At 44.9% G+C, this 19,446-nt stretch carries 19 protein-coding genes and 1 tRNA gene; 8 read left to right on the top strand and 12 right to left on the bottom strand.

Going from position 1 to position 19,446, the window contains the following annotated elements:
* The 3 genes from SGI98_09565 to rho all read left to right on the top strand — a co-directional run bounded on the left by SGI98_09565 (position 1) and on the right by rho (position 2,634).
* Complete coding sequence (locus SGI98_09565) at positions 1-543, top strand: type II secretion system protein (GenBank protein MDZ4743649.1); 543 nt, start codon at positions 1-3, stop codon at positions 541-543.
* Positions 544-1,146, top strand: a complete 603-nt coding sequence (gene coaE, locus SGI98_09560; protein ID MDZ4743648.1) for a dephospho-CoA kinase — start codon at positions 544-546, stop codon at positions 1,144-1,146.
* Between the two features lie 66 nt (positions 1,147-1,212).
* Positions 1,213-2,634 carry a transcription termination factor Rho gene (gene rho / locus SGI98_09555; protein ID MDZ4743647.1) on the top strand — a complete coding sequence of 474 codons (1,422 nt, stop codon included), beginning with the start codon at positions 1,213-1,215 and terminating at the stop codon, positions 2,632-2,634.
* A 21-nt stretch (positions 2,635-2,655) separates the two neighbouring features.
* Here rho and SGI98_09550 read toward each other — a convergent pair whose 3' ends face one another.
* Positions 2,656-3,843: an aldo/keto reductase gene (locus SGI98_09550; protein MDZ4743646.1), complete on the bottom strand. Its 1,188-nt coding sequence runs from the start codon at positions 3,841-3,843 to the stop codon at positions 2,656-2,658.
* Positions 3,844-3,970: 127 nt separating this feature from the next.
* Between SGI98_09550 and SGI98_09545 the strand changes: the two genes are divergently transcribed.
* Positions 3,971-5,398 carry a hypothetical protein gene (locus tag SGI98_09545; protein ID MDZ4743645.1) on the top strand — a complete coding sequence of 476 codons (1,428 nt, stop codon included), beginning with the start codon at positions 3,971-3,973 and terminating at the stop codon, positions 5,396-5,398.
* Between the two features lie 50 nt (positions 5,399-5,448).
* Here SGI98_09545 and SGI98_09540 read toward each other — a convergent pair whose 3' ends face one another.
* Positions 5,449-6,117, bottom strand: coding sequence for a prepilin-type N-terminal cleavage/methylation domain-containing protein (locus SGI98_09540; GenBank protein MDZ4743644.1), 669 nt, complete (start codon positions 6,115-6,117; stop codon positions 5,449-5,451).
* A 136-nt stretch (positions 6,118-6,253) separates the two neighbouring features.
* Here SGI98_09540 and rpiB point away from each other — a divergent pair, with 136 nt between their 5' ends.
* On the top strand, positions 6,254-8,422 hold the full coding sequence (gene rpiB / locus SGI98_09535; GenBank protein MDZ4743643.1) for a ribose 5-phosphate isomerase B: 2,169 nt from the start codon (positions 6,254-6,256) through the stop codon (positions 8,420-8,422).
* 81 nt (positions 8,423-8,503) lie between these two features.
* On the opposite strand, the gene SGI98_09530 is transcribed toward rpiB, so the two are convergent.
* Positions 8,504-9,565, bottom strand: a complete 1,062-nt coding sequence (locus SGI98_09530; protein MDZ4743642.1) for a class I fructose-bisphosphate aldolase — start codon at positions 9,563-9,565, stop codon at positions 8,504-8,506.
* A gap of 168 nt (positions 9,566-9,733) precedes the next feature.
* Between SGI98_09530 and SGI98_09525 the strand changes: the two genes are divergently transcribed.
* On the top strand, positions 9,734-10,690 hold the full coding sequence (locus SGI98_09525) for a ketose-bisphosphate aldolase (protein MDZ4743641.1): 957 nt from the start codon (positions 9,734-9,736) through the stop codon (positions 10,688-10,690).
* A 66-nt stretch (positions 10,691-10,756) separates the two neighbouring features.
* Here SGI98_09525 and SGI98_09520 read toward each other — a convergent pair whose 3' ends face one another.
* The 4 genes from SGI98_09520 to SGI98_09505 all read right to left on the bottom strand — a co-directional run bounded on the left by SGI98_09520 (position 10,757) and on the right by SGI98_09505 (position 15,195).
* Positions 10,757-11,854, bottom strand: a complete 1,098-nt coding sequence (locus SGI98_09520) for a TonB family protein (protein MDZ4743640.1) — start codon at positions 11,852-11,854, stop codon at positions 10,757-10,759.
* 3 nt (positions 11,855-11,857) lie between these two features.
* Positions 11,858-12,274, bottom strand: a complete 417-nt coding sequence (locus tag SGI98_09515) for a biopolymer transporter ExbD (protein MDZ4743639.1) — start codon at positions 12,272-12,274, stop codon at positions 11,858-11,860.
* 70 nt (positions 12,275-12,344) lie between these two features.
* A complete protein-coding gene (locus tag SGI98_09510; protein MDZ4743638.1) occupies positions 12,345-13,331 on the bottom strand; it encodes a thiamine pyrophosphate-dependent enzyme in 987 nt (328 codons plus the stop codon).
* A gap of 19 nt (positions 13,332-13,350) precedes the next feature.
* The gene (locus SGI98_09505; GenBank protein ID MDZ4743637.1) at positions 13,351-15,195 is read right to left on the bottom strand and encodes a 2-oxoacid:acceptor oxidoreductase subunit alpha; all 1,845 of its coding nucleotides are present in this window, start codon (positions 15,193-15,195) and stop codon (positions 13,351-13,353) included.
* A gap of 280 nt (positions 15,196-15,475) precedes the next feature.
* Here SGI98_09505 and SGI98_09500 point away from each other — a divergent pair, with 280 nt between their 5' ends.
* Positions 15,476-15,955, top strand: coding sequence for a redoxin domain-containing protein (locus SGI98_09500; protein MDZ4743636.1), 480 nt, complete (start codon positions 15,476-15,478; stop codon positions 15,953-15,955).
* A gap of 157 nt (positions 15,956-16,112) precedes the next feature.
* On the opposite strand, the gene SGI98_09495 is transcribed toward SGI98_09500, so the two are convergent.
* The 3 genes from SGI98_09495 to SGI98_09485 all read right to left on the bottom strand — a co-directional run bounded on the left by SGI98_09495 (position 16,113) and on the right by SGI98_09485 (position 17,546).
* On the bottom strand, positions 16,113-16,724 hold the full coding sequence (locus SGI98_09495) for a response regulator (GenBank protein ID MDZ4743635.1): 612 nt from the start codon (positions 16,722-16,724) through the stop codon (positions 16,113-16,115).
* Between the two features lie 118 nt (positions 16,725-16,842).
* Positions 16,843-16,917 (bottom strand) — tRNA-Val (locus tag SGI98_09490).
* A gap of 68 nt (positions 16,918-16,985) precedes the next feature.
* A complete protein-coding gene (locus SGI98_09485; protein MDZ4743634.1) occupies positions 16,986-17,546 on the bottom strand; it encodes a YqgE/AlgH family protein in 561 nt (186 codons plus the stop codon).
* Positions 17,547-17,632: 86 nt separating this feature from the next.
* On the opposite strand from SGI98_09485, the gene SGI98_09480 reads away from it, so the two are divergent.
* Positions 17,633-18,451 carry a TatD family hydrolase gene (locus SGI98_09480; protein MDZ4743633.1) on the top strand — a complete coding sequence of 273 codons (819 nt, stop codon included), beginning with the start codon at positions 17,633-17,635 and terminating at the stop codon, positions 18,449-18,451.
* Here the strand turns inward: SGI98_09480 and SGI98_09475 are convergent.
* Complete coding sequence (locus SGI98_09475) at positions 18,448-19,221, bottom strand: hypothetical protein (protein MDZ4743632.1); 774 nt, start codon at positions 19,219-19,221, stop codon at positions 18,448-18,450. The two genes, SGI98_09480 and SGI98_09475, sit on opposite strands and share 4 nt — an antisense overlap.
* Complete coding sequence (locus SGI98_09470; GenBank protein ID MDZ4743631.1) at positions 19,218-19,442, bottom strand: hypothetical protein; 225 nt, start codon at positions 19,440-19,442, stop codon at positions 19,218-19,220. Before SGI98_09470 ends, SGI98_09475 begins: the two co-directional genes overlap by 4 nt.
* Positions 19,443-19,446 lie beyond the last annotated feature (4 nt).

Genomic DNA, 19,446 nt, shown 5'->3' with positions numbered 1-19,446 from the left:
ATGTCCTATCGTGAACATAATAAAGGGTTTACGCTAATAGAGATAATATGTGTATTAGCGATTGTTACGGTACTTGCTACAATCTCATTTAGCCTCTTCAAAAATGTACGGGATATGGCGGATAGAGGGACAGCCTTGACCCAATTACGAACGATTTATACCGGTATTCTGGCTTACGCCGCCGATAACGATGGATTTATACCGGCAATTGCAAAATTCGATGAAAATGGTGATTTGATAGTCGATGATCCACAATCAACACTTCCAGATGGACGCTTGGATTTACCTTATTGCCTCGTTGCTTACGTGCCGAATAAAATATTTTTATCACCAAAAAATAAAAAATATCCATCCTTCGGTTATTATGATTACAATTTGGGAACGAGTTATCTATACAGGGGAGGCGGTCAGAGGTTGGACGGTAAAACATTAGAGGGTGGTGATTTTCCACTGAGTGCATTATATCTTATGTCAGAGGTAAAAAATTGGCATAAAGGGAAAGCCCATCATTTATTAGGTAATGGTCAAATAGTGTTAGAATAAATGTTTGTTGGCATAACAGGCGGGATAGCATGTGGAAAATCCAGTGTAGCTGGTTTTATCAGGGGGAAAGGGTACTCCGTTATTTTAACTGACCAGATTGGACACGGGTTACTCCTCAAAACGTCTGTTTGCGCATCCAAAATCATTGAGAGATTCGGTGTCGAGATTATTGATAACAACGGAAATATCTCACGCGAAAAACTGTCCCGGCAAGTATTTGGGGACAGCGAAAAGAGGGGGGTTTTAAATGGGATCCTACATCCTGAAATTCGACGGATTTGGAAAACACAAGCTGCAGAATTTGTAGGGAAAAACCCGGGCCAAACTGTATTTGTGGAAATCCCCCTCCTGTTTGAAACCCATGCCGAAGGTGAATTTGACATGATTGTCAGTGTGGTTTGTTCACCAGAAATCCAAGTCGGTCGATTGGTCAATGAACGCAAGTTATCCCGTAATGAGGCTCTTTTACGTATTGACGCGCAAATTCCAATGGCTATAAAAGCTGAAAAATCAGATTTTATTATTTGGAATAATTTCACGACCGGCCATAGGGATCGTCAGACATGTATTTTGTTAGAAAAATTGAACTTGTCGGATCGATAAATAGTCGTTTACCTATTAATTACATCTCTTCAATACACCACTAATCTTCAAGAGCAATCCCCTGACATGACTTCTGACCCACTACATCCCACACCACAAAATCCCGCTGAAAATGGAACCCCCCGCCAGGGTGAACATGTCGACAAACCCCAAGGGAAGGTGGCCCGGCCCTATTTTAAAAAGGGAAGGCGTTTTGTCCGGCGGAAATTCCGAGGTGAAGATCTGGTCGGCACCGACCTGAATATCTCTGATCTTCAATCCATGGCAGCACCCGATCTATTTAATCTGGCGCGGGACTATGGGGTGGAGGATTTTAATCCGAATGATACCCAAGCACTGGTTTTTCAAATTTTAAAGAAAAATGCCGAGAAATACGGGCATATGGTCGCCGAGGGAATCGTGGAAATCACCCAAGAGGGTTATGGTTTTCTTCGTTACCCAAAGTACCATTATCTCCCCTGTCCTGAGGATGTTTACATTTCCCCCTCGCAGATCAAGCGGTTTGGTTTAAGAACAGGAGACCAGATCACCGGTCACATCCGTCCGCCTAAAGATAATGAGCGATTTTTCGCGCTATTAAAAATCGAGGCTGTCGATGGAAATAATCCTGACGGGAACCGCCTTCGGATGCCTTTTGAGCAATTGACTGCTGAATTCCCCAAGGAACGTCTGATTTTGGAGCATGACCCTCATGAGATATCTTCACGGGTAATCGACCTCCTCTGTCCCATTGGCCGGGGTCAAAGATCATTAATCGTCGCACCCCCCAGGACAGGAAAGACCGTCCTGATGCAGAAAATTTCCACAGCGGTCACCGCAAATTATCCAGAGCTGGTTCAGATTATCCTCTTGATCGATGAACGCCCTGAAGAGGTGACCGACATGGAGAGGAATCTACAAGCTGAAATCATCGCATCGACTTTTGACGAGAATCCCGCCCGTCACATCCAAGTGGCAGAACTGGCTATGGAACGCGCCAAACGAATGGTGGAGAATAAAAAGCATGTATTAATAATGTTAGATAGTATCACACGCCTTTCAAGGGCGTATAATAATATGATGCCAAGTAATGGCCGTGTGCTCTCAGGCGGGGTGGATGCAAAGGCATTGATGCGGCCCCGGAAGTTTTTCTCGAGTGCAAGGAATGTGGAAGAGGGGGGGAGTCTCACTATCATTGCGACTGCGCTCGTCGATACCGGGAGCAAGGCGGATGAATTGATTTTTGAGGAATTCAAGGGCACGGGAAATATGGAGCTCTACCTTTCCAGGGACCTTTCGGATATGAGGATTTACCCTGCTGTGGATGTTGCGCGGTCTGGAACCCGCAGGGAGGAGATATTACTGCACCCTGATGAGTTACGATGTGTGAATCTGATGAGGAAAGCTATGGGAACTTTGCCCGCCGTGGAGGCTTACACCAATATGCTCGGGAAACTCAGTGCCACACAGTCCAATGCTGAGTTTTTAATGAAGATGCAATTTGTCTAAACGGATTAGCAGAGGGTGAGATTAATCACTTTGACTGAGGCGTTTAACTGGTTTGTCAAAAAGTAACTCATGGGCTTCCCTCAGAATAGTCGGGATTTTTTCCGAAAACGGGCTTGCTTGGCAGGCCTGAATAATTTTTTCGTTATCGATTTCCTTGGCCATTTCACCGGGGAACCAGTGTCCTCCGGCGCCCCCGAGCAAATTGTAGCGCATCTTGCCCCAGTCGATTAGATTCAAAGATTTTGTGTAGGTCCATAACCGCAGGATCTCTTTGATATTGATCTGGCTAGGAATATCGAAATATTCGGGGATTCCTTGATCCCATTTTGCACACCAGTCATGACCGAGGACGGAATCCATCTCTTTGCGCAATTTGCTTTCAATGGATGCGATGGTCGTAGAGATATCATCATAATATTCCAAGGCCTTGATGTGCTCATCAAAATCGGAAGGTTTGGCCGCACCTATACTCAATGTATGGACTCCGGATTTGGAAAGACAATAAAGGTCATTAAAAATCATCGGGGAAAGGGGTTCACACAAACGGACTAATTTCTCCGGTGGCGCGTAGAGCTTCCCCCCCTTGTCATTCGGACTGATAATAAAGACTCCCATGTCGTGACGGGCGGCGCATTCCACTGCCGGCCAATTCAGGTGATTCACAAAATACCAGTGGAGGTTCACATAGTCGAATTCATCGGATTCAATCGCTTTTGTAATGACATCGCAGGTAGCGTGGGTGGAAAATCCGATATGACGGACACGTCCATCCTTTTGGAGCTGGCGGGCGATGTCCATGCATCCACCTTTTTTTAGGGACCAGTCTAGTATCTCAGCGGTATTAATCCCGTGAAGGGAAAATAAATCAACATAATCCAGATTTAACCGCTCCATGGATGTCTCGAAAGTCGCAAGGAATTCCTTCGGATTTTCAAACGGTGCTACCTTTGTCTGGACAATAATCTTATTCCTTTCAACGCGCGGGAGGACTTGTGCGAGCTGCACCTCTGATGAACCGTACCCGCGTGCGGTTTCAATGTGGTTAATCCCTAGTTCCAACGCACGATGGATTGTTTGCTCTAGATTGGACTGGTTATCTGCGGGGATATCCCCCAGGGGAGTGTCATTCCAGCTGTGCTGGTAACGCATTCCGCCACATGATAAAACAGGTATTTGAAGGTTAGTCCGTCCGAAACGTCTATATTTCATAAGTTTATTGGCCGGTTTCTGTTTTTTTTATTAACAGAGGAATGTCAATGAAAGGTTGAATTTCTAATTAACATGGATATTTTTAATGGATTGTCAAAACATCACTAAACATTTTAGGAAGCACTCTATGATAGCAATAAATTACCCTGAATACCGTGGCATTCCCCATATTGCGGGAATAGGACTGATGACAGATGCGATGAGGCCAGGACTCTCCGTCGAAGAGGTCGTCCGTCGTCTGAAACGATTTCATTATTCATTAAAACGTTTGCACGAAATCATGACAGCCCGTATCACTGCCGAACCAATCTACGAGCTAAAATCGGCTTACAGTCTCCACTCATGGTTGGCCGCCGAACATGTCGCAGCCTTAAGGAAACGTGTCGGGGAAATGAGGGAGCCACCATTGGGATTAGATACCGTTCCAGATGGGAATTTAGAAGTCTTTTTTGATGAGATCCTTTGCTGCCCTACCTCCGAGGAACTTGTTTTCGGCCTTTATGGGAAGGCGATTCCCTCATTGATAGGAGCGATCGAAAAATTCCAGCAGGACACCAATATCCTGGCGGATCAACCTACCGTCCGGATTTTGCGTTTTGCCTTACTGGAGTTGAATGATATGAATGATTTTGGCGGACAGGCTATCAAAGGGATGATTGATGCCCAGTGCCAGGATAAGATGAATCATTATTGCGAAGTCTTGGATGAAGCCCTCCTTACCTCTGGCGGGATTGATGGGACCCATCAGGTGTCTGGGAAAAAAGCCGACACGTTTTATTCCCTAAAGCCTTACACCTATGATCCGGTGCCCAAACGTGATGAACGGTTCAAGGATCTTTATAACCAAGGGGTCAATGCCGAAGCATTTTTGTATAATCCCGATTACTCCGCTCAGGCAAAAACGATCATGATGTTTTTTAAACGTTTCCGGGAGGTCGATGTGCCGGAGATGATGGCCGGTATTATCGCCCAGACAAAGGGTAAACCTTGGGAATATTACCGTGATTTGAGCCGGCAGCTCTGGGATGAGGCCCGCCATGGGATGATGGGGGAAGTGGGATTTGTGAATCTAGGTATCGATTGGAAAAAAATAACATTCACTTTTAACTGGTCCATGGGACTCAATACCCAGCTCAAACCGATTGAACGGCATGCCGTGCTTTATTTTATCGAGCAAGGGTTGATGCCAAAGACAGGTAAGCGTTATGAGTGGGAGGTTGCCCAGATATCCGGAAATCCCCTTTCAGCGCTCTTCCAGGATTATGACTGGGCTGATGAGGTGCTCCATGCACGGATCGGGCGTGATTGGTACGTCAGCGATTTTAAAGATGCCCACGAGGCCATTGAATATGGTGACCAATGCTGGTCAAAAATCCTCATGGATTGGAATAAGTATCAGACTGACGGGTTAACTGAACACAAAAGCTGGTGGCCGGAGGTTTATCAGGATGCCTGCAAGGCTTGGGGTATCGAGCCTGATCCCAAAGTCCTCGCCTACGCTGAAACATACCAGAATAAAAGACCGGATTTAAAGACAATATCCGCTTCAGCCTGAGTCAGTCAGGCATGGTATCAATAAAATCAAGCCGCTCTAATCACGCGGCTTTATTCATTATTCCTCCAGCCAGCGTTGGTATTCAAATTTGTGATGCCGACAGCCACGGTGATATCCCGATAGAGTTTGACTGATGCCGTAGGGGCATTTGTGGCGGGAGTGAAGGCGACTGAACCATCTGATTTTAATATGTTCACCCCCGTTCCATTAAAAATCGTGGTTGTCAGGGCTTGGGCATTGGTATTCACCAAGGGTTTTTGATTCAACCTTTCTGAAGCAAGAGGAATACTTGAGTCTGTTGAACTGCTGACAGCACCGGACAGAGCAATGACATCCAAGCCTGAAAAATAAGTATAACTATTTTCATTTGATACAAGGGTGGCTGATGAATTAGTTTTTGCGATATTTAATGCAGTCGTATCTGTAGGAGCTTGAAATACTCCTTTACTCGCATAGTTAGGAATCAAGAGGTTATAATCAGATCGGGCGGCGGTAGTGGCGGGGATGGCACTGACCGGGAAGAATCCATCATTATCACTCGTGTATAAGCGACAAGCTACCCCGATATTCTTTAGGTTCGAGGAACTTTTAACAATCATTCCCTTCATTTTTGTCCTCATGATAACGGGAAAACTAATGCCTGCCAATATAGCGATAATGGCGATCACGACAAGGAGTTCAATTAATGTAAATGCTTGAAGTTTAAGCGGATGTTTCATCGTGGTAGCATCCGGCAGAAAAATTGCCGTGTCAATTTTATTTTCAGAATCAAATATTGAGATTTTATGTTTTAGAGGAATATCAGAATCAATGTTTGAAAAAAAATAGGGCGTGTTATAGTCTGGGTAATATTCCATGATAAAAGTCGTCTTTGTATGTACAGGTAATATCTGCCGCAGCCCAATGGCTGAAGGGCTTTTTGAAAAGCTTGTCCAGTCCGCTGGGCATGATGATTTTCAGGTTATTTCATGTGGTTTGGGAGCGATGCCAAACCAGCCGCCGAGTCAATATTCGGTGATTGCCTGTCGTGAAGAAGGGATTAATATCTCCAATATCCGCAGTCAGAATATGACTGAGGAGATCGCTGTGCTTGCCGATTATATCTTCTGCATGACCTCGTCACACGCCCAAGCGGTTAAAATGCTCTTCCCGTTTGCATCTGAGAAGACTTTTTTGGTCAAAGAGTTTGTCATGGATATCGAAGACTTTGAGAGGGATATCGTCGATCCGATCGGAATGCCGCTGGAAATTTACATGGATTGTTGCCAGGAAATTAAAAAAGCCTTATCTTCTATTTTAGAATTTATCGAGGAGTCACAAAAACAAAAGCCTATGGAACAGGAACTACAACGCAAATTGCGCATCGCTATCGGATCGGATCATGCCGGTTTTGAGCTCAAGGAATCCATCAAGGAAACCCTGAAAAATAATAATATTAATATTGAGGACTTTGGCACCCATTCCAAGGATTCAGTGGATTATCCGGATTTTGCCCATCAAGTCGCCGAATCGGTTTCTAATGAGAATTTTGATTGCGGTATATTAGTCTGTAAAACTGGCATCGGGATGTCCATTTCGGCGAATAAAATCCCCGGGGTGCGGGCCGCTTTGGTCCACGATGACATGACAGCCCGTTTAAGCCGTGAACATAATAACTCGAATGTTATTTGCCTCTCTGCTGATGAGACTTCGCCGGATAGGGCTAAGGAAATCGTGGATATCTGGTTGAATACAAATTTCGAAGGAGGTCGCCATGAGCGTCGTGTTTCCAAGATTGAGGAGACTTCATTACGTTTGAGCCATGTGGATCCTGAAATTGCGAAATTTATTGAGCAGGAGAGGGAACGCCAACAGGAGAATATCGAGCTGATTGCCAGTGAGAATTTCACCAGTCCGGCGGTGATGGAGGCCCAAGGATCCGTACTGACCAATAAATATGCGGAAGGTTACCCTAAAAAACGTTGGTATGGCGGTTGTGAATTTGTCGATGAGGTGGAGCAACTTGCTATTAACCGCGCCAAAAAACTTTTCGGGGCGGAACATGCCAACGTACAGCCCCATTCCGGAAGTGGCGCAAATATGGCTGTCTATTTTGCCTTTTTGCAGCCTGGGGACAAGATTTTGACAATGGATCTGGCCCATGGCGGTCACTTGACCCACGGGTTTAAAACTAATTTTTCAGGACGCTTTTATGAGGTCGTCCATTATGGTGTCCGTAGGGATAATGAGTTACTTGATTATGATTCACTGGAGCAATTTGCTCATGAGCATAAACCAAAACTGATCACAGTAGGGGCTTCTGCTTATCCTAGGATCATTGACTTTGAAAAGGTCTCCCGAGTAGCCCAAGAAGTGGGAGCCCTTCTGATGGTGGATATGGCGCATATTGCCGGTTTGGTGGCAGCCGGGGTACATCCTTCTCCGGTTCCCTTTGCGGATTTTGTCACGACCACCACACATAAAACCCTCCGTGGCCCGCGCAGTGGCCTGATCCTTTGCAAGGAAAAGTATGCAAAGGAAATCGATGCCCAGGTATTCCCCGGAATCCAAGGGGGGCCATTGGAACATGTCATCGCCGCAAAAGCGGTTTGTTTCCATGAGGCATTACAACCCTCATTTAATACTTACCAAGAGCAAGTGGTGAAAAACTCAAAGACTCTGGCCGCCCGGATGCAGAAGAATGGATTCCGGATTGTCAGCGGGGGGACAGATAACCATCTTTGCCTCGTGGATGTCTCTGTCAAGGGGTTGACGGGTAAAGATTCCTCAACGATCCTCGACCAAGCTGGAATCACGGTGAATAAAAATGCGATTCCTTTTGATACAAAGAGCCCGTTTGTCGCCAGCGGAATCCGTCTGGGGACACCGGCCTGTACCACACGTGGGTTTAAGGAAAAAGAATTTGACCAGGTAGGTGACTTGATTTCCGAGGCATTGGCTACGGGGAATGCCGAAGATCCAAAGTTAAAAGAAATCCGCGGAAAAGTACGCGAATTAACCTCCCGGTTTCCATTACCTTACTAAGAAACTTTTTTTAAAAAGTCATATAAAAAAACCCGCGCAGAGCAATTTGCGCGGGTTTTTTTGATGAGTTTTGATAGAAAATTAGGCGACCGTGATTTCTTTACAGAGATAAACGTCTTGGATGGTATTCAAGAGTTTTACCCCTTCAGCCATGGGACGTTGGAAAGCTTTGCGTCCCGAGATCAGGCCTGAGCCTCCAGCGCGTTTATTAATCACGGCTGTGGTGACTGCCTCGCCAAAGTCGTTTTTACCAGAGGGGCCGCCGCTATTGATCAGGCCGATTCTGCCTAAATAACAATTTGCCACTTGGTAACGGCAGAGGTCGATCGGATGGTCGCTACTGAGTTTTTCATAAACCAGTTTGTCAATCTTTCCATAACTGGAATCACCCATATTTAATGCAGTGTAACCGCCGTTATTTTCAGGAAGTTTTTGTTTGATAATATCCGCCTGGATAGTGACTCCGATATGGTTTGCTTGTCCGGTCAAGTCGGCGGAGACATGGTAATCTTTATCTTTCTTGAATTCGTTGTTGCGCAAATAGCACCAGAGGACGGTGGCCATTCCTAGTTCATGCGCATAAGCAAATGCTTGTGACACCTCCACAATCTGACGTCCGCTTTCTTCTGATCCAAAGTAAATGGTAGCTCCCACAGCGGCTGCACCCATTTCATAGGCTTCCTCGATGGTGCCGAACATGATTTGATCGAACTTATTTGGATAAGTGAGCAATTCATTATGGTTGATTTTGACGATGAATGGAATCTGGTGGGCATATCTCCGGGCAACACTGCCTAAAACCCCGAATGTCGAGGCGACAGCGTTACACCCGCCCTCAATAGCGAGTTTGACAATATTCTCCGAATCAAAATAGATCGGGTTCTTCGCAAAGCTAGCCCCGGCAGAATGTTCAATACCCTGATCCACAGGTAAAATAGACATGTACCCTGTACCAGCCAGCCGGCCGGTATTATACAGACGGTGCAAGTTGTTTAACACACGGTTATTCCGGTCGCTAGGGCCGAAAAGATTGTCGACAACACCCGGTCGGGGGATGTGAAGCATGTCTTTGGGAATTGTTTGACAAGTATGATTGAGCAGTGAATCCGCTTTATCGCCGAGGAGATTGGAGATTTCTTTGATCATGGGCCGGAGTATGCTCTCGGAAACAATTTTTGAAAAGATAATATCAAGTAAAATATTTGCGACGACTATCTTTGACAAAAGAGGTCTCTTTTGGTCAAAGAAAGGGACGAAATTACAGAATTGGAGCTTTCCGAATCAAAAGCTTCATCTAAAAAGGACAAAGATATGATCGTAACCACAAAACAACTCTTCGACGTTGCATACGGTAAATTTGCCGTAGGCGCTTACAATATTAATAACATTGAACAAACCATGGGTCTTTTCCGTGGATGTATGGACTCAAAGGCCCCATTCATTATTCAGCTTTCGAAAGGTGCCCGTAATTATTCGAATAAACTCATGCTCGAAGCAATTATCCGTACTGCCGACCAGATTTTTCCCGAGGCGATATTTGCGGTACATCTCGATCATGGTGATGAGCAAACTTGTTATGACTGTATCGACTCCGGTTTTTACAGTTCCGTCATGATTGACGCCTCCCACGAGACATTTGAGAAAAATATGGAAATTACCAAACGTGTCGTCGATAAGGCCCATGCTAAGGGAATCAGCGTCGAAGCTGAGCTCGGTCAGCTCGGGGGTGTGGAAGAAGACATCGTTGTCGAGGATGGGCATGCCTGCTTGACTAACCCTGATGAAGCTAAAGAATTTTTCGATAAGACGGGTTGTGACTCTCTTGCCGCTGCAATAGGAACCAGTCACGGTGCCTATAAATTCAAAGGTCACCAGAGTTTGCATTTCGACATCATTGAGAAAATTCAGAAAATCTGCCCAGGTAAACCCATTGTCATGCATGGCTCCAGCAGTGTTCCTAAAGAAGAAGTCGCCCGGATCAATAAGGCCGGTGGTACCCTTGACCCGAGTGCTTGTGGCGTGGATGAAAATGAATACTTGCCCGCAGCAAAGCTGGGTGTGACAAAAGTCAATATTGATACTGATGGCCGTTTGGTTTGGACCCGTGTCCACCGTGAATTCTTCCATGAAAAACCCAGTGAATTTGATTTCCGTCCTCCGGGTAAAATCTTTATGGATGAATATGCGAAATTTATCGCTGCCAAAAATGTGAAGCTCGGTTCCGCTGGAACTTTGGATGCCATCCGTGCGTCGGTAACTAAAAAGTAGTCTTTTGCAAAGCGGAAGATTTTTTAATCAGCTGCCAGTATTTTTACTGGCAGCTTTTTTTTATGATTAATCCTCAGGCTCAAAGTAAATGGTCAGATTAAGTCCCGTATCATCCCCGAGGCCTTCTGGTAGGGAATTGACTTTTGAGACTTTCCTTGCAGCGGCAAGTGCGGACTCATCCCATAGGGGATTGCCCGATGAGGAAATAACACTCACAGAAGAAATAGCCCCTCCCCTTGTGATTTTTACTTTGATACCCGTTTTAAACTTTTTCCCCACACCGAGGAGTTCTTTGGGTTGGTCCCATGCATCAATCATTCTGCTTTTAATGTGGCCAAAGTAATCTGAAAAATCAGATTCCTGTCCTCCTGCCACACCATAAGTGCCGATCGTCATCGATGTGGTAAGACCGGACTTTGCAGCCCCCGATCCTGCTATATTCCCGGCGATAGATTCCAAGCTACTGATAGCAGCTGCGCTAGCCGATCCCGAACCGGTTGATTCTTGATTAGAGTCGGTGTTTGCTGTAGAAGAGTCTGTATTCTTTTGGGTTATAGAAGATGTCGTTGCAACGTTGCCTGGGGCACTCTTTTTGACTATTTTATCTGATTTTTTGATGACGGGTGAAGATTTTCCCGTGGAAACTTTTGTTTCGCCAGTTACTACGGAAGTGGAAGCCGACGGGGGATTCTTTTCTGGACTTTGTATTTTGGCAATATTCAAATCACCCTTGGTTTCTGATTGGGTAGTGATGTCAGGCTTTTTGGTGACGGCAGGGGAAGGAACCACCTTTTTAGGAGGGGTAGTCTTTTTGATTTCAGGCGTAGGCTGTGGGGTAGGGGGCACTTTCGGCTCTGACTTTGGGGGGAGAGCGGTGGGGGTGTTTTCAATCGGAGCAGGTTGGAGTGGGGGTGCTTTAGGAATTGACGGCTGAGTTATGGCCGCCTGAGATTGGGATGGTTTTTTGTCAGGAATGGGCACGGTGGCTTGTTTAGCCATTCCTTGTTGCCCCATGGCATTCATAATGCCCGGACTCATCCAAGCGACTTTTTCAGTAACCATGGGTTTTGACATGAGAAAGTGTCCAAAATAAAGGATAAAAAAGATCAAAGTGGCGTGAGCCGCGACCACAATCACAAAATTAATACTGAATCGTTTTTCCATTATTTAGTGGGGTGTTGTGACAATGCCAAATTTTGTAATTCCGGCTTTCTGAATAATATCAATAACCCTGATCAACTCTTGAAGTTTCAAAATTTGATCCCCCCTGACGACCACCGCCGAGTCAGGCTTTGCATGTTTCATGGAAACCAAGCGTTGATCGAGCATGGAAGGTTCAAGCTTTTCACCTTCCAGAAATATTTTCCCTTCCTTATCCACTTCTATAATCTTAATCGTATCAGCATCAATTGATTGGCTGGCGGTATCCGACGTGGGAATATCGATGGATACGGTTTTTTCGACCAATGGAGTCGTAATCATAAAAATGATCAAAAGAACAAAGGCCAAATCCAGTAACGGAGTGACATTGAGTTCCGTCAGGGCGGAATGGTGGGGTGTCCTTTTACGGCGTGATTGTCGCATGACCTAAGCCATACCAGACTTACGGGAATATTCAACCATGAACCAGTGGCCGGGTTTATGGTTGAAAGGCTTATTTTAAGCGGTCAAAGGTTTGTTGGAGTAGCTCGATAGCTGAGGCATTATTTGATTTTGCACGAGCATTTTCGATAACTTTCCATTCTTGCTGATTTTTTGTCGGACGGTTTATTTCATGAAACACACCGAACCAACCCGGGAAGTCGTCTTGAGCAAGCTTATAAGCGGCCAATTCGTTGGAGACATCATGGCGTTTATTGTCTTCGGGCGTACCGTCATTTTTCTTTTCTTCAATTTCCCTGAAAATACCGCCTTTGCGGGGATTTGCGGAGTCAAAGGCACCTGCGAAAAATTCCACACATTCCGATAAAACGTGGATAACAGAAAATCCATTATGATCAGCGGCGCGTTCAAAGAGTTTTGCCAGATGAGCGGCGTTTGTGGTAGTGCCACGGGCGATAAATGTCGCTCCCGATGAAATGAGCTTTTTCATGGGGTTAATCGGGTAATCAAAAGCACCCCAAGGATCAGTTTTACTTTTAAAACCGATGGGGGAAGTGGGGGAAGTCTGTTTTTTAGTGAGTCCATAGACATTATTGTCCATGATCACATAAGTCATATTCACATTGCGTCGGGCAGCGTGTTCGAGATGGTTCCCCCCGATAGAGAAAGCGTCCCCATCACCACCAAAAGTAAATACGTGCAGGTCAGGGCGACTCAAACTCACCCCCGTAGCAAATGCCACTGCGCGACCATGGATAAAATGGGCTCCATGGCCATTGACAAAATAAGGAAAGCGGCTTGAACAACCTATCCCTGCAATCGTGGTGATGTTTTCGACAGGGTATTGCTTTTTTTCGAGGAGTTTATAATAAAGGGCTAAGACCCCAAAGTCCCCGCATCCAGGACACCAAGTGGGATGGTCAGCGGTGAGGTCTTTTTTGGTATATTTAGAACGGTTCTCTAGGCTCGGACGCTCAGTCAGATCGACGGGCTCAGATTTGATTTGTGTGGAGTTTGGTGTGGGGAGGGTAGCATTCATATCAGTGTCTTTGAAATAATTAAGCTTTTACGGGGTCTAGGGTTTCGGTTCCGGTATATTCTTTTATGGCATCCAGGATTTCGCTGACTTTAAAGGTTAATCCGTCTGCTTTGGTGATGCTCTTGATTTTTGGATCACAATATTTCATCCGTAATAGGCTGGCTAGTTGTCCATAACCATAGAGGCCTTGGTCATTAAGTTCGACGACACAGACAGCATTAAAGCCGGCAAAGATATTGTCTAATCCGTTGGGAAGCGGGTTAACGTAACGGATATTCAATGCTGAAACACTTTTCCCGCTGGCACGGCCTTTATCCACCGCCTCACAGACGGGCCCCCAAGAGGAACCCCAGCTGACCAAGAGTACATTACCTTCGTTAGGGCCGTAGAGTGTTGAGGGTGGTAGTTTTTCAGCGATTTTTTTTATTTTTTCCCGTCTCTTTTCAGTCATGAGTTTATGGAGGACCGGTTTGCCTGTCGGATGGCCGTATTCATCATGCTCTAAACCTGTCACGAGAGGATACCTCCCATCACTCATAAAAGTACCGGGAGGCGCATGATGAGTGAGTCCATCGAGTGTATAAGGTTTCCATCCTACCGGTTTTGGTTTGAAATCAGGAGTGATATCTTGCACGTATTTTTGCAGATCAGGTTCGGCAAATGCTTCAATACGTGTGGCGATAGCCTGGTCCGAGAGGATGATGACCGGGGTGCTGTATTCTCGGGCAATATTAATCGCCTCGATGGTCAGGTAAAAACAATCCTCGACACTATTAGGGGCAAGCACTACGCGGGGGGCATCACCGTGTCCACCAAAACAGGCAATGTAGAGGTCACTTTGTTCTGCATTGGTCGGTAATCCGGTAGAGGGACCTCCACGTTGAACGTCCACGATAATTAAAGGAATCTCAGCCATAACGGCATAACTAATGGCCTCACATTTTAGTGATATCCCGGGTCCCGAGCTACCCGTCAGGGCGAGTTTACCCGCATAAGATCCGCCGATAGCCATGGAAATGGCCCCTAATTCATCTTCCGCCTGTATAAAGAGCCCACCATATTTTGGAAGTTCACGGCGCAAATACTCCATAATATCCGACCATGGGGTAATCGGATAAGCGGACCCAAAACGGATACCGCCTGCAATCGCTCCCAGTGAAAGTGCCTCATTGCCGGTCATGGTGACTTGGGCTCGTCCATCAGCCCTTTTAACAGATTCAAATTGATAAAGACCGATAATATTTCCTGTATCGTATCCGTGACCTGCATGGAATGCTGACATGACTGTATTGATAATACTTTCGTCTTTGCTTTTAAATTTTTCGTTTAAAAGGCGTTCCACCTTTACCAGATCCAAATTAAAAATTTTAGTGAGTGATCCTAAAAGGAACATATTCTTCCCCTTATCACGGGCTGTTCCCCCAATCGCCTCGACAGTTAAACCAGAGATGGGAATACCCACATATTTATAGTTACGGTCATCAAGATTCGGTGTTACGTGATCGGAGTCGTATAGCAGAATTCCGCCTTTCTTAAGGCTGCTAATGTGCTCTTCATAAGAATGTTGATAAAATGCGACGAGAAAATCCGCCTCGTCCCCACTGGACATGACCTCACCGGAACCGATTCTCACCTGGAAAATCGAAGGCCCCCCTGAAATGGTGGAAGGAATTGTCATATAGGTCATGACATCTTGGTCACTGCGCCCAGCCAATCTTGCAAGAATTGCTCCTACAGCTTGAATCCCATCTTGTGAATTCCCAGCAAGACGAATAACTGCATCATGAATTTTTGGTGGTACACCGTTAGTATTATTAGAGGGAGCAATAGTGGAATTGATATTTTGATTAGGTTCAGAAGACATAATTTTAGGTTTTGATTAAAAATAGAGTACCACGGTATATTTCTAAATCAAATAAATTTAAAAAATGACCAAGAAACCGAGCGAGTCAATTAAAATTATATCACTACTTTATAAAATACTTATATTAATCATGAAGATGGAGTGGGTGAGGGGTAAACTTAAAGTAAAAATGAAATTTAACTGCTGATTAATTGAGAAGTAATCGCAATAACTTGACAATTGAGTATCTCTAGGCAATTTATGAGTCTTAACTTTAAACAAAAATTCAAAAAGGAATATTATGCCACTCTCAGTAGGAACAAAAGCCCCAGATTTCAGCCTTAAAAGAAAGACCGCAGAAGGACTTTCTGATGTTAAACTGAGTGATAACTTTGGGAAAATGAATACAATCGTCCTCTTTTTTCCTTTAGCATTTACGAGTGTTTGTACGGAAGAGATGTGTGATATCACTTCAGGAATCAGTGTTTATGAAGCCTTAAATACTAGCGTTTATGCGATCAGCGTTGATAGTCCATTCGCTCAAGAAGCGTGGGCAGAAAAAAATGCGATCAAAATCCCGGTACTAAGTGATTTGAATAAGAAAACAGCCGCTGATTATGGAGTTTTACTCGACGATTTGATTGGTTTGGGTTCTGTCAGTGCTCGTGCAGCGTTTGTAATCGATAAAAATGGAGTTATCCAGTACAGCGAACAAACACCTACACCTAAAGAATTACCTGATTTTAATAAAATTAAAGAAGTATTGGCGAATCTTTCTTAGAAATTCTTCTAGATTCACATTTAATACCCGCAAGGAATCTTTCTTGCGGGTTTTTTTATGTCTGAATCTCTATGGCTACGACTCTCTCCATTAATAGAAATAAAAAATTAATGTTAAACAGGAGGAGATTTTTGGAGTTAATTAACCCAATATTCTATCAGGCAGTCGGATGAGATTGAGGATGTGATGATCTTGGAGAATTAAATCTCATGATACGGTCATAACATGTAGGACAAATATCCGGAAGAATGGGCTCCGATGTGAGTTTAGCCAGATAAGCTTCTACCGGCCCCCAAACCCGAGCCTTGTCTTCCACAGATTTACAATAAACACATACAGGTAGCCCTTCTTCATCATGGATAGGCCGCTGTTTTGAGTTGATGGCGTTAACAATCCGTTTGCCAACCTTCATACGAGAAATTAATTCATTTCTTTGAACTGGTTTGGTTAAGAAGTCATCAATTCCCGCATCCATAGCTGTGGCCGCGTTCCGTTCACCGCCGTAAGCGGTAAGGAGAATAAAATAAATGTATCCAACCTGATCGAGGGTGCGTATGCGGCGACAAAGATCCAACCCATCTTTATCCTCAAGTTTCCAGTCACAGATGATAATGTGCGGTGAGTAAGATTGTACCTTGCTCAAGGCATCATCAAAGGTAACGGCTTCAATCGCCGTATATCCGAGAGAATTGATGAATGATACCACTAATTCTAACATAACGACATCATCATCAACGCAGAGGACCCTTAGTTCACCACCGTCAATCATTTATTCATATTATGATAGTTAGAGATTACTATCAATAGATATTTTTATTAAATCAGCATAAAGTCAGAGCGATTTAGTATTGTATATAATGGTAAATAGGCATTCTAATCAGAAGAAGTGGTGCGCGATACAGGGTTCGAACCTGTGACCCCTACCGTGTCAAGGTAGTGCTCTACCACTGAGCTAACCGCGCATGAAACGAATGAAAAGATTTACTCAACATTATTCAACCGTGCAAGAGAAAACTCATGGGGGAGGAGTTTAATTTAAGGAAGTATCCTCGGGAAAGTCAGCGATGAGTTTGTATTTCCATCCGAGTGCTTGGAGCATACCTTGCCATAAGGTATCATGAGGCTCTTCATAAATCTGGTTGGAATCTGATGGGAGGATTAACCAAGAGTCCCTCTCGATTTCATTTTCCAGCTGCCCGGAAGTCCATCCTGAATAACCGGCAAAAATCTTCACCTTGAACAAAGGATCATCTTGTCTAGATATCTCCTGCAAATCGTCCAGATCATGCCCGAGGTCCACTCCCTTGATGACAGAGTGGAAAGAGTCTTCCGAGGAGGTATAGAGAAAGCTCAGGGATTTTGTCTGAACCGGGCCGCCGATAAAAAGGGGTGAGTTTTTTGTTTTTTGAGGAAGGTCGGCGGCGAGGGCTGAGCCGATGGTGGTGGATACCGATTTATTCACGATCAATCCGTAAGCCCCTTTTTCATTGTGTTCACAAATTAAAATAACCGAGCGGGCAAAAAAAGTCCCTGCTAAAGACCCGTTGTCCAAGAGGAATGCCCCTTTGAGGGATTTATTTTTTTGATCCATAACCGTATTTATCCTATAGCATCAATCTGCCATGATGAAAATAGCCTTGAATAAAGACTCTGGAAGGCCGAAGAATAAAGGTGATTATGGAACTCATTGAGACACATGCCCATTTGGATTACGCTACCTTTGATGATGACCGCGAAATCCTTTTGTCACAAGCGAATGAAAGAGGAATATCCAAAATCATTTCGATTGGGACAAAGGCTACTTCCAGCCAAGGGGCGGTCGCCCTCGCAGCGCGTTATGAAAGCGTCTACGCAGCCGTTGGTTGGCACCCGACCGATTGTTTGGAGGCCCCTGATAATGTGATCGCAACGCTGCTTGAAATAGCCCGTGCACCCAAAGTAGTCGCTATCGGTGAAACCGGCCTGGATTATTACCATTTACCGAGTGAATCCCTTGGTCCAGACGCCAGCGAATCTGAAAAGAAAAAACGGGATGATCCTTATAAGGTCAAACAAGAACTGATATTTCGCCAGCAACTCGATCTCGCTGTGGAGCTGGGATTAAATGTCGTCGTTCATCAACGGAGTGCTTTTGACGATTGCCTGAGGATTATGACTGAATATAAGGAGAAGGTCCGCGGGGTATGGCACTGTTTTGTCAATAATGCCGCAGAGGCCGCGCAGATTCTTGAAATTGGTTCCTTAGTATCATTTACTGGAATTGTAACCTTTAAAAATGCCAAAGAAATCCAGGACACCGTCAAGGCCCTTCCCCTAGAGGCGATGATGGTGGAGACAGATTGTCCGTACCTGGCTCCTGTTCCTTTCCGCGGGAAAAGGTGTGAACCGGCCCATACCCGTCTTGTTGCAGAGAAGATTGCTGAAATCAAAGGGATAAACCTTGAGGAAGTCGCTAAGGTGACCACCCAAAATGCTTATGATTTTTTCCGTTTCTAGAAAAAACTAGAATTCAATGAGACAGGGGCTTTAAGCGTATGGCTAATCTGTTCCCCTTTTCGATTAACACTGAATATCATTTCAGCCTGCTGCGTACCGGACATTTTTTTATGAAGAGAATATTCTTCCACTAAAGAATTTACTCCGTTGGGCAGGGGCTTATTATTCAAAGTCGTGATGATATCCCCGGTCAAGAAACCTGCCTGAGCCGCTCGGCCATTTTGGGCAATTGCCAAGACGGTGATTTTACCGGCATCTTCTGCGACGAACATTCCTTCAAATAACATCAATGGAGCTGTTTCAATCGTATTTTTTACTGGATCCACATAACTCAAGGAGAGGGGATTTTTTGAGGCGTATCGGAGGGCCTCGACAAAAACTTCCGTTTCAAACCATTCTGTCTGGGAGGTTCGTTTGTTAGCAGCCCTTTGCTCTGGTGTGAGGTCTGTGTAGGCATTTCTTAATCCGCGTCCTTTTGTAAAAGTGTTTTTCAGCCTGTCATCAGAAGCATAACTGCGTGTATCTTTTTGATTTTTTAAGACAGGGGCATGAAGATTCAGGATGATTGTCCCGGCCGGAATAATGCCTTGTTCACCGAGCAGGATCGTTTTTGATAAGACGACATACCCGTCTTTGATTTCCATGGGGAATACTTCGAAAAGCTCCGGGGTCATGGCCTTTGGAATCGAAGACTCGTTAATCGCCGGAAAGACCTGTGTGGTGCAGGTGATTAAGAAGATAAAAAGGCACGTTTTGATTGGGGATATCATGGACGGTGGGGAAGTTGTGGATTTTTTAAGTAGGCAAAAGCTTTTTCGTAACTGCGACGGTCAAGGTAATGCAGCATTTGTGGATCGAGCTCTTCACGACACGTATCTTTGATGTGGTCGAGTTCCTGAAGGATAACAGATATGTTTTTTCCTTCCGGCAATGTTTTTCCACCGACGAATACATCCAAGAGCTCCCCGAGTTGTTGATAGACATCCGACATGGCT

Source organism: Verrucomicrobiota bacterium, assembly GCA_034440155.1.
Lineage (GTDB): Bacteria > Verrucomicrobiota > Verrucomicrobiia > JAWXBN01 > JAWXBN01 > JAWXBN01.
Note: the sequence above shows the minus strand (reverse complement) of the source record. Positions and strands in the feature narration are given on the sequence as shown.